19 protein-coding genes are annotated in these 16747 nt (G+C 62.9%); 7 read left to right on the top strand and 12 right to left on the bottom strand.

Features of this window, described 5'->3' with window-relative positions:
- Positions 1-4 precede the first annotated feature (4 nt).
- Positions 5-688: an ABC transporter permease gene (locus QM596_RS09205; protein ID WP_019749338.1), complete on the top strand. Its 684-nt coding sequence runs from the start codon at positions 5-7 to the stop codon at positions 686-688.
- A complete protein-coding gene (locus QM596_RS09200) occupies positions 685-1374 on the top strand; it encodes an ABC transporter permease (protein ID WP_003945081.1) in 690 nt (229 codons plus the stop codon). The genes QM596_RS09205 and QM596_RS09200 overlap by 4 nt, the downstream gene beginning before the upstream one ends.
- 69 nt (positions 1375-1443) lie before the next feature.
- On the opposite strand, the gene QM596_RS09195 is transcribed toward QM596_RS09200, so the two are convergent.
- From QM596_RS09195 to QM596_RS09180, 4 genes are all read right to left on the bottom strand, one after another.
- Entirely contained in the window at positions 1444-2637 is a 1194-nt protein-coding gene (locus QM596_RS09195; protein WP_060939465.1) for an NAD(P)-dependent malic enzyme, read from the bottom strand.
- Between the two features lie 419 nt (positions 2638-3056).
- Complete coding sequence (locus QM596_RS09190) at positions 3057-3431, bottom strand: hypothetical protein (RefSeq protein ID WP_020908450.1); 375 nt, start codon at positions 3429-3431, stop codon at positions 3057-3059.
- 3 nt (positions 3432-3434) lie between these two features.
- On the bottom strand, positions 3435-4049 hold the full coding sequence (locus QM596_RS09185; RefSeq protein ID WP_164490628.1) for a MarC family protein: 615 nt from the start codon (positions 4047-4049) through the stop codon (positions 3435-3437).
- Positions 4046-4900 carry a PHP domain-containing protein gene (locus QM596_RS09180; protein WP_283308710.1) on the bottom strand — a complete coding sequence of 285 codons (855 nt, stop codon included), beginning with the start codon at positions 4898-4900 and terminating at the stop codon, positions 4046-4048. Before QM596_RS09180 ends, QM596_RS09185 begins: the two co-directional genes overlap by 4 nt.
- A 169-nt stretch (positions 4901-5069) precedes the next feature.
- On the opposite strand from QM596_RS09180, the gene QM596_RS09175 reads away from it, so the two are divergent.
- Entirely contained in the window at positions 5070-6140 is a 1071-nt protein-coding gene (locus QM596_RS09175) for a magnesium and cobalt transport protein CorA (protein ID WP_019749341.1), read from the top strand.
- 133 nt (positions 6141-6273) lie between these two features.
- Positions 6274-6720 (top strand): SRPBCC family protein, encoded by a 447-nt coding sequence (locus QM596_RS09170; protein WP_007736117.1) that lies wholly within the window; start codon positions 6274-6276, stop codon positions 6718-6720.
- 25 nt (positions 6721-6745) lie between these two features.
- On the opposite strand, the gene QM596_RS09165 is transcribed toward QM596_RS09170, so the two are convergent.
- Entirely contained in the window at positions 6746-7330 is a 585-nt protein-coding gene (locus tag QM596_RS09165) for a suppressor of fused domain protein (protein WP_019749342.1), read from the bottom strand.
- 71 nt (positions 7331-7401) lie between these two features.
- Between QM596_RS09165 and QM596_RS09160 the strand changes: the two genes are divergently transcribed.
- Together QM596_RS09160 and QM596_RS09155 are read left to right on the top strand one after the other, a co-directional pair.
- Complete coding sequence (locus tag QM596_RS09160) at positions 7402-8100, top strand: metallophosphoesterase family protein (RefSeq protein WP_283308786.1); 699 nt, start codon at positions 7402-7404, stop codon at positions 8098-8100.
- Positions 8090-8953 (top strand): hypothetical protein, encoded by an 864-nt coding sequence (locus tag QM596_RS09155; RefSeq protein ID WP_003945080.1) that lies wholly within the window; start codon positions 8090-8092, stop codon positions 8951-8953. Before QM596_RS09160 ends, QM596_RS09155 begins: the two co-directional genes overlap by 11 nt.
- Here the strand turns inward: QM596_RS09155 and QM596_RS09150 are convergent.
- Together QM596_RS09150 and QM596_RS09145 are read right to left on the bottom strand one after the other, a co-directional pair.
- Positions 8946-10052: a winged helix DNA-binding domain-containing protein gene (locus QM596_RS09150; protein ID WP_283308709.1), complete on the bottom strand. Its 1107-nt coding sequence runs from the start codon at positions 10050-10052 to the stop codon at positions 8946-8948. The genes QM596_RS09155 and QM596_RS09150 overlap by 8 nt on opposite strands.
- Before the next feature lie 10 nt (positions 10053-10062).
- Complete coding sequence (locus QM596_RS09145; RefSeq protein WP_283308708.1) at positions 10063-11328, bottom strand: sensor histidine kinase; 1266 nt, start codon at positions 11326-11328, stop codon at positions 10063-10065.
- Between the two features lie 126 nt (positions 11329-11454).
- On the opposite strand from QM596_RS09145, the gene QM596_RS09140 reads away from it, so the two are divergent.
- On the top strand, positions 11455-11691 hold the full coding sequence (locus tag QM596_RS09140) for a hypothetical protein (protein ID WP_202022982.1): 237 nt from the start codon (positions 11455-11457) through the stop codon (positions 11689-11691).
- A gap of 3 nt (positions 11692-11694) precedes the next feature.
- Here QM596_RS09140 and QM596_RS09135 read toward each other — a convergent pair whose 3' ends face one another.
- The 5 genes from QM596_RS09135 to QM596_RS09115 form a co-directional block, all read right to left on the bottom strand.
- Positions 11695-12864 carry an ABC transporter ATP-binding protein gene (locus tag QM596_RS09135; protein WP_084325868.1) on the bottom strand — a complete coding sequence of 390 codons (1170 nt, stop codon included), beginning with the start codon at positions 12862-12864 and terminating at the stop codon, positions 11695-11697.
- Positions 12865-12868: 4 nt separating this feature from the next.
- Positions 12869-13699: a carbohydrate ABC transporter permease gene (locus QM596_RS09130; RefSeq protein ID WP_019749348.1), complete on the bottom strand. Its 831-nt coding sequence runs from the start codon at positions 13697-13699 to the stop codon at positions 12869-12871.
- Between the two features lies 1 nt (position 13700).
- Positions 13701-14582 carry a carbohydrate ABC transporter permease gene (locus QM596_RS09125; RefSeq protein ID WP_044480569.1) on the bottom strand — a complete coding sequence of 294 codons (882 nt, stop codon included), beginning with the start codon at positions 14580-14582 and terminating at the stop codon, positions 13701-13703.
- Between the two features lie 80 nt (positions 14583-14662).
- Complete coding sequence (locus QM596_RS09120) at positions 14663-16000, bottom strand: ABC transporter substrate-binding protein (protein WP_029538448.1); 1338 nt, start codon at positions 15998-16000, stop codon at positions 14663-14665.
- A gap of 227 nt (positions 16001-16227) precedes the next feature.
- On the bottom strand, positions 16228-16722 hold the full coding sequence (locus QM596_RS09115; RefSeq protein WP_003945065.1) for a general stress protein: 495 nt from the start codon (positions 16720-16722) through the stop codon (positions 16228-16230).
- Between the last annotated feature and the right edge of the window lie 25 nt (positions 16723-16747).

Raw genomic sequence — 16747 nt, 5'->3', positions numbered from 1 at the left:
CGGCATGCGCTGGCTCATCGACAATTTCTCGACGGTCGTGGACTACTCGAAGACCCATCTGTATCTGGCGCTGCTGCCCTTGTTGATCGGTCTCCTGATTGCCGTTCCGGTCGGAACAGCGATCCGCAACGTCAGATGGCTGCGCCGAATCACGTTGACCCTGGCGAGCATTGCGTTCACGATTCCGTCGCTCGCGCTGTTCGTCACCATCCCCCAACTGTTCGGACTCAAGACCCTTGATCCGCTCAACGTCGTGATCGCACTGAGCGTCTATGCGACGGCACTGCTCATCCGGGCCGTGCCCGAAGCACTCGATTCGGTGCCGGACAACGTCATCGACGCTTCCACCGCCGTCGGGTTCACACCGCTACGACGCGCTCTGACGGTCGAGTTGCCGTTGGCACTGCCGGTGATGATCGCGAACATCAGAGTTATTGCCGTTACCAATATTTCGCTGGTTTCGGTCGGATCGCTGATCGGAATCGGCGGGCTGGGAGTTCTGTTCAAACAGGGCTACGACCGCGACTACCCGGACCAGATCGTTGCCGGCATCATCGCGATTGTCGTGCTGGCCCTGGCGCTCGACCTGATCCTGTATCTGATCGGCCGATTCCTGACCCCGTGGACCAGAACATCGACCTCGTCGAAGGTCCCCGCCGTCGTGGCTGCCGAGGGGGAACCCGTATGAGCATCTTCACCGGAGCCTGGGACTTCATCGTCGATCCCGGAAATTGGAGCGGCGACACCGGAATCGGCACCCGCATCCTCCAGCACCTCTGGTACAGCGTTCTGGCCGTGGCACTTTCGGCTGTGATCGCGGTGCCCATCGGATTACTCATCGGCCATCTGCGTCGCGGTGAGATCGTGGTCGTCAGTCTGGTCAACGCACTGCGGTCGCTGCCCACTCTCGGCCTGCTGACCTTCCTCGTTCTTCTCATGGGACTCGGGGTGATGCCGCCGATTCTCGCCCTCGTCATCCTCGGCATTCCCCCACTACTCGCCGGCACGTACGCCGGAATTGCCAGCGTCGACCGCGGCGTCGTCGAGGCCGCGCGGGCGATGGGTATGACCGAACTCCAAGTGCTCTTCCGCGTCGAGATACCCAATGCGCTGCCATTGATTCTCGGCGGACTGCGTAACGCGACACTGCAGGTGATTGCCACGGCAACGGTCGCCGCCTACGTCAACCTCGGCGGCCTCGGCCGGTACATCTTCGACGGTCTCGCGCTCTACAAGTACGACCGAGTGGTCGTCGGCGCAATCCTGGTCGCGGTTGTGGCTCTGGTCGTGGACGGCCTACTGGCGCTGGTGGTCTGGGCATCGGTTCCCGGGACCGGCAGGCTGCGCCGAACACCCGACCTCACTCGTCTGTAGATCGGTACACACGAAAGCCCCGATCGGAACCTTGTGTGCGGGTTCCGATCGGGGCTTTCGTAGTCCCTCTTAGCTGGTCACGCCCTCAGCATGCGCTGCGGCCGCGACGGCTTCCGCTACTGCGGGTGCCACGCGAGGGTCGAGTGGGCTGGGGACGATTTTGTCCGCCGCCAACTCGTCGCCGACCACCGACAGGATTGCCTCGGCGGCAGCGAGCTTCATACCTTCGGTGATGCGACGGGCGCCGGCGTCGAGCGCGCCCTTGAACACACCGGGGAAGGCGAGAACATTGTTGATCTGGTTCGGGAAATCACTGCGACCCGTAGCCACGATCGCCGCGTACTTCGACGCGGTTTCGGGGTGAATCTCCGGGTCCGGGTTGGAGAGCGCGAACACGATCGACTCGGGAGCCATCGAAGCGATGAGCTCCTCGGGGATCTTGCCCGCCGAGACACCGAGGAACACGTCGGCACCTTCGAGAGCCTCGATGGCACCACCGTGCAGGTCGCGGGGATTGGTGCGGGCCGCGAGTTCTGCCTTCACGTCGTTGAGGTCGCTGCGCTCACCCGAGATGATGCCCTTCGAATCCAGCACGATGACGTCGCTGATTCCGGCGGCGAGCAGGATGTTCGCGCAGGCAACACCCGCAGCGCCGGCGCCGGAAATGACGACCTTGAGTGCGGTGATGTCGCGGCTCTGAACCTTGACGGCGCCCTTGAGGGCAGCGAGGACCACGATGGCGGTTCCGTGCTGATCGTCGTGCATGACGGGGCAGTCGAGGGCTTCGATGACGCGCTTCTCGATCTCGAAGCAACGTGGCGCCGAAATGTCCTCGAGGTTGACCGCGCCGAAGCTCGGGCGCAGACGGATGAGCGTCTCGACGATCTCGTCGGGATCCTTGGTGTCGAGAACCAGCGGAATGGAGTTCAGTCCGGCGAAGTTCTTGAACAGTGCCGACTTGCCCTCCATGACGGGCAGCGACGCGCGGGGGCCGATGTCGCCGAGTCCGAGAACCGCGGTGCCGTCGCTGACCACGACGACGAGTCGGTTGGTCCACGTGTATCGATCGGCGAGGGTTTCGTCTGCAGCGATGGCGCGGCTCACCTGAGCAACACCCGGCGTGTAGGCGATCGAGAGGGCCCGCTGCGTATCGAGCGGCGCGGTGGTCTCGACCGAGAGCTTGCCACCGACGTGAGCGGCAAAGATTTCTTCGTCGGTCAACTCGACCTTGGGTACGTTGATGGCTTCAGTCACGAGGGACACGATGACACTCCTGATTAGTCCAGCCTCAAGCGGGGCTGGGTTACTGGGAAGTAATCCTTCGGACCGCTGCGAAACTACGTTCACAACGGTCAGAGATCATTTCTTCCGCGAACGACTACTGAGAAGAAGAGCATTCGGCGTGCGCGAGAAAGTGGGCCGCAATACATCCGAAGCGTCATGGTGTGGGGCGGGTGAGCCCTGGCGTATCCATGCAATCTAGGTTTCGGGAGAAATTCTGACGAAACCTGCACTTCGGGGCCGGGCTGTGGCGCCGCCTCGAAGTAACTCCAGTTTGCCACCAGAGTCGGATCACAATCAAATCCTCCAAGCGGTCGGATTCCTCACCACACTCGAACCCGAGCCGTCATCCCCACCGTGTCATCCCACCCAGTCATCCCCACCGTGTCATCCCCACCGTGTCATCCCCACCACTGCGTCACCAACAACAGCCCCGCCACCACGAGCACGACCACCGATCCGGCAACCGCCGCGATACCCCGCCTGCGGTCGCACCAGATCTGCGCGGCCAAAGCAACCACCGAGGCCGCAATGTGCGCGGTGATCGACGTTGTTCCCGGACCCGGGAATCCGCGGTTGCCGCCCAGATATGCCGAACCGATGATCACGAGTGTCAAGACCACGATTCCGGCCGCCACGGTGCCGCTCAGGGCGCGTAGAGCGCGAACCAGCAGCCATTGTCGTTTGTCGGCGGGATAGTCGTAATCGTCTTCGTACTGATAATCCTGATAATCCTGGTACCGGTAGTCGTCCTCGTACCTGTCGTCGTATGTCATCTCTTACGCTCCCGCGACGAATCCGCGGACTGATTCCGCAATGAGTTGAACTGCGATGGCGGCGAGCAAAAGACCGGCGATGCGTGCCAGCAGGCTGATGCCACCCTCACCCAGTATCCGGATCAGTGCCGTCGAGAAGCGCAGGACCACGAACAGCACGAGGTGGATGGACAGAATCGCCAACGCGATCGCCAGATACGACGCCGCTTCACCATCGGCCTGGGCGACAAAGACGATGACAGCCGCAATTGCACCGGGACCGGCCATCATCGGCGTTCCCAGAGGAACGAGTGCGACGTTGACGTCGTCGGCTCCCTGCGGACGGTTGGAGGCCTTCCCGGTCAGCAGTTCGAGTGCGATGAGAAGCAGCAGTAATCCGCCTGCGCCCTGCAACGCCGGAATGCCGATGTGAAGGTAGTTGAGTATCGCCTGACCGCCGATGGCAAAGACCGAGATGACCGCAAGGGAGACGGCGGGGGCCTGCCATGCCGCTCGGTTGCGATCTTCACGGCTCTTGCGGCCGACCAGTGACAAGAACACCGGGATGACTCCGGGCGGGTCCATGATCACGAACAGCGTGATGAACACGGTGAGGTAGAGCGTGGTGTCGAGCATCAGCGCCCAAGTACCTCCACGCCGGTGGCAGCCGAGACGAGTTTGTCGAACTCGGCCTCGTCCGTGAGCTCGTCGCCGAGTCCGATCGTCTTGTTCTCGCCGTGGTAGTCCGAGGATCCGGTGACTGCCAAGCCCAGGTCGACGGCCAGGCGGCGCAGGACGTCACGATCGTCGCTGCGATGGTCCGGGTGATCGACTTCGAGACCCCCGAGACCCAGATCGGCCAGATCACGGATGTGGTCGAGCGCAAGCAATCCGCCGCGCGAACGGGCACGTCCATGCGCAAGGACAGTTACTCCCCCGGCCGCTGCCACCAGTTCGACGGCGTACTCGAGCGGAGTGTCGTACTTGGGAACGTCGTATTGCCCTCGACTGGACAACAGGTCGGAGAAAGCCTCACTGATGCTCGACACCACTCCCGCTCGCATCAAGGCCGCTGCGACGTGCGGGCGTCCGACGGACGGACCGGCGTCAGCCAAGATCTGATCGGGATCGACGGGCAGACCGTCGCGCGCCATCATGGTTGTCATCACCCGGATACGTTCGACGCGTTCGGCGCGCAGCCGCTCACGTTCCTTGGCGAATTCGGGGTGCGTCGGATCGAACAGGTACGCCAGAAGATGAACAGCGACCGGCCAGCCACGCTCACCTCGACCTTCGCACGACATCTCCATCCCACGAACCAGGCTGACGCCGGCCGGCAAGGCGTGCGCCGCCTCGGCCCAGCCCGAAGTCGTGTCGTGATCGGTGATGGCGACGACGTCGAGTCCGGCGTCGGCTGCGGCGCGCATGAGGGCAGCCGGGGTATCGGTGCCGTCCGATGCGTTGGAGTGGGTGTGAAGGTCTATTCGCACTGTTCCAGTGTGTCAGCAATCGGCAACTTCATCGCGCTCCGGTGGGCGAGCCGGAAGCTGACGTACGATTACGCCGCAGCGGCAGCGCAATTCGATCACGTGTCGCTGCAGTGCCGTTCCCCTGCCGTTCCACTGCACTACAGACCGAGAAGGAGCGAGCGTGCCAACCATGCCGTCACTGCCGAATTGGTCGAACGGCAAATCGACGCAAGCCGATGCGCCCAAGATCCCCGTTCCGGCAGCCCGCGCGATCGTCGACTGCGCGGTCTACGTGGACGGCGTGCGGTTGCCGGGCAAGTACACGCACCGCGCCGCGTTGGCCGAGGTCCGTAGTCGAGACAACGCGTTCGTCTGGGTGGGCATGCATGCACCCGACGAAGGCCAGATGCAAGATGTCGCAGCAACTTTCGGACTCCACGAGTTGATGGTCGAGGATGCCGTCCATGCACACGAGCGCCCGAAACTCGAACGCTACGACGACGTCATGTTCCTGGTGCTGCGCACGGTCGTCTACGTACCGCACGAGTCCGTGGCGACGGCGAGCGAGATCGTCGAAACCGGCGAGATCATGGTGTTCGTCGGTCCCGACTTCGTGGTGACCGTCCGTCACGGGGATCACTCCGAACTGGCAAGCGTGCGCAAGTCACTCGAGCAGAATCCCGAGCGCCTCGCCATGGGCCCGTTCGCGGTGCTCCACGCGATCACCGACCACGTCGTCGACAGCTATCTCTCCGTCATTCAACTCGTCGAGCAGGACGTCGACAGCATGGAAGAGTTGGTGTTCAACCCGCGGAACACCGTTGCCGTCGAGCATATCTACCTGCTCAAACGTGAAATCGTCGAACTACGACGCTCGGTCACTCCACTCGGATTGCCGCTGCTCCAGCTCACCCAACCCGCGGGCGGCCTCGTCCCGAAGGAGATCCGGCGATACTTCCGTGACGTAAGGGATCACCACACGATCGTGGCCGAACGTATCTCGGAATACGACGAGGTGTTGAGTTCTCTCGTCGATGCCGCACTCGCGAAGATCGCGGTGCAACAGAACACCGACATGCGCAAGATCTCGGCTTGGGTCGCTATCGCCGCCGTGCCGACGGGCGTTGCCGGTATCTACGGAATGAACTTCGAGAACATGCCGGAACTCGGTTACAAGTACGGATATCAGTCCATCCTGTTCCTCATCGCGTCGGTGTGTGTCGGCTTGTTCTTTCTCTTCCGTCGCAACAACTGGCTGTGAACCTCGCACGCTGACTCCCTGTACTTGCCACCGTCGCAGGCGGACAATGGATATGGGTACGCATTTTCATTCCGTTCCCGAAATTCATTTTGCGACAAGCAAATTCAGATCCAGGAGAGATGGAGGAACAACCATGCCTACAGTCGAGCAGTCTGTAGAGATCGCGTTGCCACCCAAGGACGTCTGGGAGTACATCGCCGTCGCCGAGAACTGGCCCAACTGGGAGAATTCGATGGTCGAGTGCAAACAGATCACCGACGGCCCGATGGGCGTGGGAAGCCGTTGGCACGGTGTCTCGAGAATCCTGGGCAAGCGTCTCGAGTGGACATCCGAATTCACCGAGTACGACCCACCGAGATCGTCGAAATCGACGTCCGTCGAAAGTCCGGTCAGCTTCTCGCAGACCACGACCTGCGAAGAAGTCGGTGACGGCACTCGGGTCACCTACCGACTCGACAGCGAAAGCGGACTCGGCGGCGTATTCGGCAAGATGGCAGACCCGATCGTGACGAAAGCATTTTCACGGACCGTTCGGGTAAGTCTCGAGAACTTGGCGGACATCCTCGTGCACGCCGAATGATCTGACGGACAAAGCGCCGGCGCAGCTAGAGCGAGGCAGCGGAACGGTGCGGATCGCGAATGTCGATCCCCGCCTCGGTCCACGCTTCCCGCAGCGCCTCCGCGCCGCGCAGACGCACCCAGGCGGCTTCGGTACCGGTCAGGGGGACCACACCAAGGAAGCGCACCGGATCGAACGGCTCCGGCAGCGTCAGGTCGGCGATCCCGCTGTCACCGAGAAGCACCGCCGTGAACGCAGTGTCCTTCCACAGCGGCTCGCCCAGGTCCAACAGTGCGTCCTCGAGCAGCACGACCCCTTCGACGGACGGCGCCGCAGCCAGCACCGCGAGCGTCCTGGCCACACCCGACGCGACACCCGTGCCACCGCGCAGGGTGAGCACCAGCTCGGCGCGAGGACCGCGTGTGGGGTCTGCGACCAGTTCATTGGGGTCGCCCATCGGATGACGCGAGCACCCCAGTGTGACGTAGCGGACCAGGCCGTCGGGTGATTCGAAACGCAGCACGTCCAGCGGTTCGACACCGAGGAACGTCACTGAGGCCGCGGTGGGGTCCGGCCCCTCGATGCTGCTGACGAGATGGGCCCGGACGGAAGATACGACGCTGTCTGACACTCGTCCATCTAAACACCGTGCCCGCGAGGTTCGCAGCGCAGATACCTCGCGGTGGCGGTAGCGTCGTCGAAATGGTCTCCGTTCTCGCTGTCAGCGACGAGACCGTCGAATTCCTGTGGAGCAGTCAAGTTCGTTCACTCGGAGTCGACGTGATCCTGGGCGCGGGCGATCTGCCGTTTGCGTATCTGGAGTACCTGTCTGACCAACTGAATGCGCCGTGCGTGTTCGTTCCCGGAAACCACGACGTCGATCTGTCCGGATATTCGAACAAGAGATCCGGTTGGATGCGGGCAGGTATGCCGGCGCAGTGGCCCGGCCCGACCGGCGCAGTCAACGCCGACGGACGCATCGTGACCGTCGCCGGTCTGCGGATCGCGGGCCTCGGTGGTTCCATCCGATACAACACGGGTCCCAATCAGTGGTCCGAGCGCCAGCAGAGCCGACGCGCCCGCTCGCTCACCTGGCGAAACGCCTGGCAATCGAGGCTTCCCGGCGGCCGGGCGGGCGTGGATGTGCTGCTCACCCACAGCCCCGCCCGCGGTGTCGGCGACGCCGAGGATCGGCCACATCGTGGGTTCGAATGCTTCACCCCCTTGATCCGCACCCTCGATCCGACGGTCATGATTCACGGACACATCCACCCGCACGGGCGAACACCTCTCGATCTGGAGGTAGCCCGGACTATCGTGCTCAATACCGTCGGCTTCACGCTGATGGAGATTTCCCCAGGTACTCCGCCGACGATCGTGAGGCGCCGACATGGCTCGTGACACCGGATTTCCCACAGCCGACGCGGAAAACGACTTCGCTCGTCAGCGTCGACGCGCCGACGTTGCCCGTCTGGTCAGTTGGCTACGACGCGAACCGGACGACGTCAACGCGATCCTGCCGTTCGACGAGGTTGTCGCAGCGCTCGGCAAGGTTGGTGAGAAGTCTCTGGGTCTACAGGTCGTCACCATCGAATCGATAGTCGGAAGTGTCGACCGCACAGGTGATTTCGACAGGTACTTCCGTCCGACGTCCACTCATTCGCGCGCTCGTTGGGAGCGACTTGCGGTGGCGCAACGCCGCGGCGAATCGGTACCACCCGTTCAGTTGTATCGCGTCGGCTCCATGCATTTCGTGATCGACGGACACCACCGAGTGTCCATTGCTTGTGCGATGCACCAGAAGACAATCGACGCGTACGTCACCGAGATCATCACGCGTATCTCGCCGGAAGGCATCACTCAGCGCGCCGATCTGCTCATCAAGGACCATCGCCGACTCTTCCTCACTCGCGTTCCGCTGCAGGGCTCGCAACGCGAAGCCGTCCAGGTCACCGACCCGTGGGAGTACGCCGAACTCAGTGAGTGCGTGGAGGCGTGGGGTTTTCGGCTCATGCAGGAAAAGGGCGAGTTCCTCGGCCGAGACACGGTCGCCCGGCGCTGGTTCGGCGAGGAGTTTCTCCCCGTCGTGCGAATGCTGAGGGGCGCCGACATGTTGCCCGAGCACACCGACGCCGAAGCGTACTTGTGGATCGCCCGGGAGCGGTACCGACTGGTGCGGCGGCACATGTGGAATGACGAGATCGTGGCCGAACTACGCGATCGAGCACCGCGAAAGCACAAGCCTGCTACGTAGCGACAGCGAACCGCACCTCTCGGGTCGAGATCTTCGGGTGCATGAACTTCAGCAACGAACGCGCTTCTTTCTCGATGGACCCGAGCGCGGTCTTCGGTTGCTGCGCAAACAGAGTCGCGCTCAACTCGACCGTCTCCTTTGCCGGCGTCACCGTCGCGAATCCCACCACCTTTCCGCGCACCAGGATGGCGGGCTTGATGATGCCGTTGACGGTGAAGACGCGAGTTCGGTACTGCTCGTCCATGATTCGCGAGCGGTCGGCGTGCGAGAGCAGGATGTTGTCGAACGGAGCAAGGATTCTGACCGGCGGTGTTCCGGAGTTCGGTCGTGGCGCATCCGGCAGGTCGAACACCTCGGCCCCTTTCGCGTTGACAAAGTTGATCAGGCCGGGACGTAGCCTCTCGAAGACTTCGGCGAGTCTCGTGAGCCCCGACCACGCTTGCGCATCCTTCACGCTCGCGGGCCCGAAGGCAGCCAGATAGCGCAGCACCATCGCGTCGGGATCTGGAGTTGAACTCACCTCTGCGCCAAGCCAATTCTCCAAGGTCGTCAGTGCCGGCGCTCCGGATCGTCCCCACAGACCTCGCGGTGGGACCTGCACCATCGGCAGAAGCCCTCGAACTCCGTGCGCCAGTCCCTCGGCCGCGTGGCCGGGAAAGCGCTCTGCCAGTAGCGGTCTCATCTGCATCTGAGTGAGCGGCCCGTCCGCTACCAGGTCACGGCCCGCCTGCGCAAGCGCGTCGAGATCCAACCCGGTGAGCGCCGCACGCTGAGTGCTGTTGGTGTGGAGGTCGCGTTCCATGATCGTCTGAACCGTGGCACGGAAGGGACCCGCATCGGCGGCCGAGAGGGCAAAGACCGTGCCCCGCATGGCAACCAGCCGCACCACCTGGCGCTTCTCGACAAGGGTGGAGAGGTCTTCTGCCGCAAAGTTCTTCAGCCGCGCCCACAGTGCCAGGTAGGGCGGATTCGGCGCCTGGGCCTGCAGACCTGCCAGATGCTCGATCGCATCCAACGCGCTGACCTCGGCCCGCCGCAGCAGGAACTGCCGCGCCAGAGTCGCCAGGTTGAGCTCGCGATCGGTGATCAGTGCAGCCATCGACAACTCCTCAACGATCGTGGTCAGGGGCGGTGACGATCTCGAACGGTATCTCGACTCGCGCGAGCGTTCCGGACTCTTCACCCGGTCCGACCGAGAACGAGCCACCAGCGGCAACCACACGCAGTTCGTGCGAGAGCAGTCCGATGTGCCCGGCGGCCCGTCGTTGGGCAATCCGATCGGCGCTGATCCCCCGACCGTCGTCCGAGACCACGAGCACCGCACGGTGGTCCAGCCGCGCAAGCTCGATCCGGACGTTCTGCGCGCCGGCATGTTTGACGACGTTGCCCAGAAGCTCTCGGGTGGCGCCGAACAAGACCTCGTCCGCGGACGTGCGTAAATCGTCGTTCCAGCCCGAAGTGTCGACGTCGACCACCACTCCGCCGCGTCCCTGCGCCGAGCGCGCGAGGTCCCCGATCGCGCGGGCAAGACCAACGTGGACGAGAACTGTGGGATGCAGTTCCGAGACGGACGATCTCAGCAGCGTTGTCGCTTCACCGAGCGCTTTCCCGGCTCGCGCCAACGCGACGGGTTCCGCACTGCCTGCCAATTCGTCGAGATCCATCCGCGCCGCGAGAACGTACTGGAGCGCCCCGTCGTGCAATTGCTCGGACAGTTCTGTGCGCTCACGCTGCTCGAGCACCATGAGTTCGGCCAGAAGGCTCGTGCGATGCCCGACGAGGTGCCCGATGGTCAACACTCGCGACCTTTGAATCCGAGTCAATCCGATTGCGCCCGCACCCACCCCGGCCAAGGCCATGGTACTCAGCAGGATCGACGGCCACGGCTCGGAATTCGAAGTCATCGTTGCCCAACTGGAAGCAAAAAACACACCGATCGTGCAGGCAACGACGCCGACACACACGTCCGTCCGCAGTTGCGTACACGCAAGAACCGGAATGACGAAGAGCCCGTTGCTCAAGATGTCGGCGGTCCAACTCTGCTCGGCTGCGAGACCGGTCAGCAATGTCAGAGTTGCGAGCACGGCGAGGTCGACGAACAAGCCGAGCCAGATCATCGTCACCGGGCCGGTGCCGCCTTTGCGGATCCACAGCGCCACGGCTGCCGACCAGAGGGCATAGGCGCCCAGAATCGCGAAACACCATCCCGCGTCGTTCATCGGCGGGACGAAGATCAGTGTCAGGGCGATGAACAGCACCAGAGCGCCGCGCACCGTCAGTTGGAGGTACGCACCGCGGTAGGCGTGTTCGCGCATGATCCGTTCGAGGTCCGGGCCGCCGGGCAGGTGCTCGGTTCGTACCGAGGATTCGTTCATCTGTCCTCCTGTGCCGCCCATCCCAGTTCCCTGTGAATGAGCTTCGCACACGAGATTTCACAATCAACCCGCAATACCGTGAATGGCACAGCATTCACCGAACCTCGAAACCACGCAGGAGTGCTCATGATCTCGACCCGAGCAAGCAAGCGCCGCATCGCCACTCGATTTGCCGTCGCCGGCGCCCTGGCAGCGGCGCCGATCGCCGTGGTGGCCGGGACAGCGCAAGCCGCCCCGGCCTCCACCCATCACGAACAATTCGGCCGCCTGATCCCCCTACCCGAGCCGGCCGACGCTGCGCCCGGCCCCGAACAGGTACCGCTCCCCTGGGGCGCGACGTATTCGGTCACCTTGCCCGGGTAACGGTCACAGCAGCAGATTGGCTCCCGTACCGCCGTCGAACACTGCGATCTTGGCGGGATCGAACCACAGATCGATAGACCTGCCCTGGGCCACGTTGGACTCGGACGAGAGCCTGGCAACCAGTTGACCGCCACCAGCGACGGCCGTTCCCGAATCGGCGGCGAGTTCCTCGAGTTCACGAGAATTGACGGCGGGGCCACCAGCGAGGAAGTACGCGTACTTGTCGGAACCCATCGATTCCAGCACGTCGACGTCGACGGTGAACGTCCCACCGTGTGGCTTCTGCGATGCATCGACCAGCGCCACGTCCTCGAAATGTTCCGGCCTGATACCGACCACGACGTCCTTGCCCGAGCCGCTGCCCGAGATCTTCGACTGCGCCGCCGCGGGCAGGCGAACATCGCCGATCGGCGTGCTGACGCCGTCCGCCGTCAACTGTCCGGGGAAGAAGTTCATGGACGGGGACCCGATGAACCCCGCCACGAACAGATTGTTCGGACGATCGTAGAGTTCCTGCGGCGCACCGATCTGTTGCACGATTCCGCCGCGCAGCACGACTACCCGATCGCCGAGCGTCATCGCCTCGGTCTGGTCGTGGGTCACGTAAATCGTTGTCGTACCGAGTCGCTGCTGCAGACGGGCGATCTCCGTCCTCATCTGCACGCGCAGTTTGGCGTCCAGGTTGGAAAGCGGCTCGTCCATGAGAAACGCCTTCGGGCTGCGCACGATTGCGCGTCCCATCGCGACACGCTGACGCTGACCGCCCGACAGGTTCGCCGGTTTGCGATCGAGATGCTGGGTGAGGTCGAGCACCCGCGCTGCGTCGTCGACCTTGGCGTTGATCTCGTCCTTGGACATCTTCGCCAAGGTCAACGGGAACGCGATGTTCTGGCGCACCGTCATGTGCGGATACAGAGCATACGACTGGAACACCATCGCGATGTCGCGGTCCTTGGGGGCGCGTTCGTTGACGCGTTCACCCGCAATCCTCAGCTCGCCGGTCGAAATGTCTTCCAGCCCGGCAATCATGTTGAGAGTCGTGGATTTTCCACAACCGGAGGGGCCCACGAGAATGATGAATTCTCCGTCGGCGATGGTGATGTCGACATCACTGACCGCCTTGGCTCCGTCCGGGTACAGCTTGGTCACCTTGTCCAGCACGATCTCGGCCACAGGCTTATCCCTTCACTGCGCCGGAAGTAAGCCCGGCCACGATACGACGTTGGAAGAACAGAACAAAGATGATGATCGGAATGGTGATGACCATGGCGGCCGCGGCGATCGACCCGGTGGGCTCCTCGAATTGTGAAGCGCCGGTGAAGTTCGCGATGGCCGCAGGGGCGGTGATGGAGCGTTCGGTCGACGTCAACGAGATCGCGAACAACAGATCGTTCCAGCAGAAGATGAAAACCAAGATGCCCGCAGTGACGATACCGGGTGCGGCCAGTGGAGCCACCACCTTCCGGAACGCCTGACCCGGCGTCGCGCCGTCCATCTGAGCCGCCTTCTCGAGTTCCCACGGAATCTCTTTGAAGAACGCCGAGAGCGTATAGATCGCCAACGGCAACGCAAAGGTGATGTACGGCAGGATGAGTCCGGCCCAGGTGTCGAAGAGTCCGAGCCGTCGTTCGATGTCGAACAGCGGGCTCACCAATGAAATCTGCGGGAACATCGCGATCAGCAGTGCAACACCCACCAGCAGCTTCTTGCCCGGAAAATCCAGGCGCGCAATGGCGTACGCTGCCATGGTCCCGATCACCACGGCGATGACCGTCGAGATGAGTCCGATACCGATGGAGTTGATCAGAGCACTGGTGAAGGCGCTGGTGTCGAAGATTCCTCGGTAGTTGTCCAGGGTCCACTTCTCCGGAATGAACTTGCCGTCCTTGATCGTTCCGGCCGGTTTGAAGGACAGGCTGGCGATCCACAGGACGGGAACCAGCGCGTACAGCAAGACCAGAAGGTTGACGACGGACCAGCTGATCTTGAGTCTGGGAGTCACGGTCATGTCAGCGTCCTTCCGTATCGGATCCGGGAGCCGAAGCACCGAAAAGTTTGATGAAGATGAACGCGATCACGGCCACACACACGAAGATCAGCACGCTGATCGCGGATCCGATGCCCAGGTTGAATGCCTTGAACAGATTGTCGTAACCCAGAATCGACACCGACCCGGTGTCGTTCGCTCCCTTCGTCAGCACGTAGATGTTGTCGAAGATGCGGAATGCGTCGAGTGTGCGGAACAGCAGAGCGACGAGGATGGCGGGCTTCATCAGCGGAAGGATGATGCGTACCAACCGGGTCCACGCGCCGGCGCCGTCCACCTGAGCCGCCTTGAGAAGGTCATCGGGCACGAGCGCCAAGCCGGCCAGCAGGAGCAGCGCCATGAACGGCGTCGTCTTCCAGACCTCGGCAAGGACGATGATCGCGAGCGACGGGATCTGGTCGGTGAGCGGCGCACTGCCGTCGGGCAGGAGATTGGCGAGGTAGCCGGTCCCCGGCGTCCACGCGTAGTACCAGCTGTATGCCGCCGCGACGGTGACGATGCCGTACGGGATGAGCACAACGGTGCGGACGAGCCCCTTGCCCACGATCGTTCGGTGCATCACCAGTGCGATGGTCAGTCCGAGAACGAACTCGATGACGACCGAGACGACAGTGATCGACGTCGTCACCGCGAACGCTTGCCACCAGTAACCGTCGGTCAGCACCGACACGTAGTTGTCGAACCACACGAACTTTCGTTGATCCGGGAAGCGCAGGTCGTAGCGCTGCAAACTCAGCCAAACGGCGTAGACCACCGGATATGCGGTCACCGCGATCATGAGAATCGCGGCCGGGGCCACCAGCCAGAGACCGAGGCGACGCTCGGCCGCCTTTCCGTCCGACATCTTCGACTTCGCGGAGTGCTTCGGCTCCGGCGAGGGCGTCGCGACTGTTGGTGCAGCTCCCGAATTTTCGCTGTCGATCGTCACGGAATCAGCCCCTCGGAATTGACTGCCTTACGTACCTGCTCGGCAAGATCGTTCACGGTCGATTCCGGATCGATGTTTCCTACAGGGTTCAGCGTGGCAGTGATGAGCGTCGAAATACTCTGATAGGCAGGAGAAACCGGACGAACCGAAGCGGTGTCCAGGCTGTCGCGAACCTCACGCCACGCCGGGTACGCCTCCTGGAACGCCGGGTCGTCGTACAGGCTCTCGAGAGTCGGCGGAACGCCACCGGCTACCGCGTTGTTGCGCTGATTCTCCTCGTTACGCAGACAGGTGAGCGCCTCGAACGCGAGGTCCGGATGCTGGCTGGTCTTGGCCACCGCTACGTTGAAGCCGCCGATCGTGACCTCGGCCGGCTTACCCTCGATAACCGAGGGATACGGAGCGGCAAGGAAATTCCGTTCTCCGTTCACCGTGAGCACCGTGTTTCCGGTGTTCTCACTGGTGACGTTGCCCTTGTCGTCGATGTACGGCAGATCGCCCTTCTCGGCGTTCTCCATGATGCCGGGCAGCACGAACGGCCAGTTGACCTGGAAGGCAGATTTGCCGCTCTCCATACCCAGTCGCGACGACGCTTCATCCCCCTGCGAGATCGAGGGATCCGCACCCTTCGCGGTAGCGACGCGCTTCATGACGGTCAGCGCCTGCTGGGCAGCATCACCGTCGGCCACCGTCACGGTTGTTCCGTCGGGCCCCACCACCGATCCGCCGGCACTGGCGAGAAGGGTGTTGAACCAGACCATCAATCCTTCGTACTGCTTGCCCTGCACACCGATCCAGCTGGGGCGCCCCTCCGCGGCCAGGCCTTCGGAGATGTCGATCATCTGATCCCAGGTTTGGGGTGGTTGCCCGTCCGGCATCAAATCCTTTCGATACCAGAGCAATTGGGTGTTGGTGTTCAATGGCGCCGCATAGAGCTGGTCCTGCCACTTCGCCGACTCCAGCGGACCCTCGAGAGTCCCGTTGCTGACCTCGGCCGCCACGTCGTCAGGAAGCGGCAATGCCCATCCGGCTTCGGCGAATTCGGCAGTCCACACCACGTCGAGCGTCATCAGATCGAGTGACTTGTCATTGCCGGTCAGACGCCGGGCCAACTGAAGTCGCTGGTCGTCGGCACCCTTGGGCAGAGTTTTCTGCTCGACCCGGTACGCGCCGTTCGACGCCGCCGAACAATTGGCGGCAGCCTCCGCATACTGCTCGGCGCCGTCGGCGGCGGTGTAGAAGGACAGCACCACGCCGTCGTCATTGTCTGATCCACACGCACTGAGCAAGGGCGCCAACAACAATGTCGCCGCGCCGAGCAGCCCCACCCTCAATTTCTTCTTCTGCCCCGCCTGCAATCTCTTGTTCTGCACAGCCGTCCTCCTCGGGCGGCGAGACGGCGCAGTCGATTCGGCTGGCCGACGCACCACACATCGGCACTTTTGCCGGAGAAGGGACCTATTTCCTTGTCCGGCAAACGGTCACGGGAAGCGAGTACTGCCTCGCCCGCGTGTACATAAAGTAACCGAGATCACACAAGTTGGCAGCCCGAGCGAGAATGTCAGATGGCGAGCTTGGCGAGCAGGTCGCGCGCAGACTCCGCCGTCTTGGGCTCACACAGTACGTCGTAACGTCCGGCGACCAACTGCATCGTCGAGGCGAAGTCCCGCTGCCCACGCGTCGCGGCGTACGGGATGGTCGTGGAGATGACACCGAAGATGATGCCGCCCACGATGCCCGCGATCAGCGGAGCGAGGAACCCGCCGGTGACGATTCCGAGCACCAGGCCGAAGAAGACACCGAGCCAGGCACCGGAGACGATGCCACCACCGATCACCTTGGCCCACGTCAACCGGCCGAGAACGCGCTCGACCTGCATCAGGTTCACGCCGACGATCGTGACGTCCTGAACCGGGAATTCTTGATCGGAGAGGTAATCGACTGCGCGCTGCGCCTCGGCGTAGGTGGGATACGACCCGATGGGCCATCCCGAAGGCGGTGTCGGCAACGCTCCACGGCGCGACCCATTCGACGATTGACCGAGCGGATTGGACATGGCTGGCAGCGCTCCTCTTTTCGGG

The organism is Rhodococcus sp. IEGM 1406 (assembly GCF_030056745.1).
Taxonomy (GTDB): Bacteria; Actinomycetota; Actinomycetes; order Mycobacteriales; family Mycobacteriaceae; genus Rhodococcus_F; species Rhodococcus_F erythropolis.
Note: the sequence above shows the minus strand (reverse complement) of the source record. Positions and strands in the feature narration are given on the sequence as shown.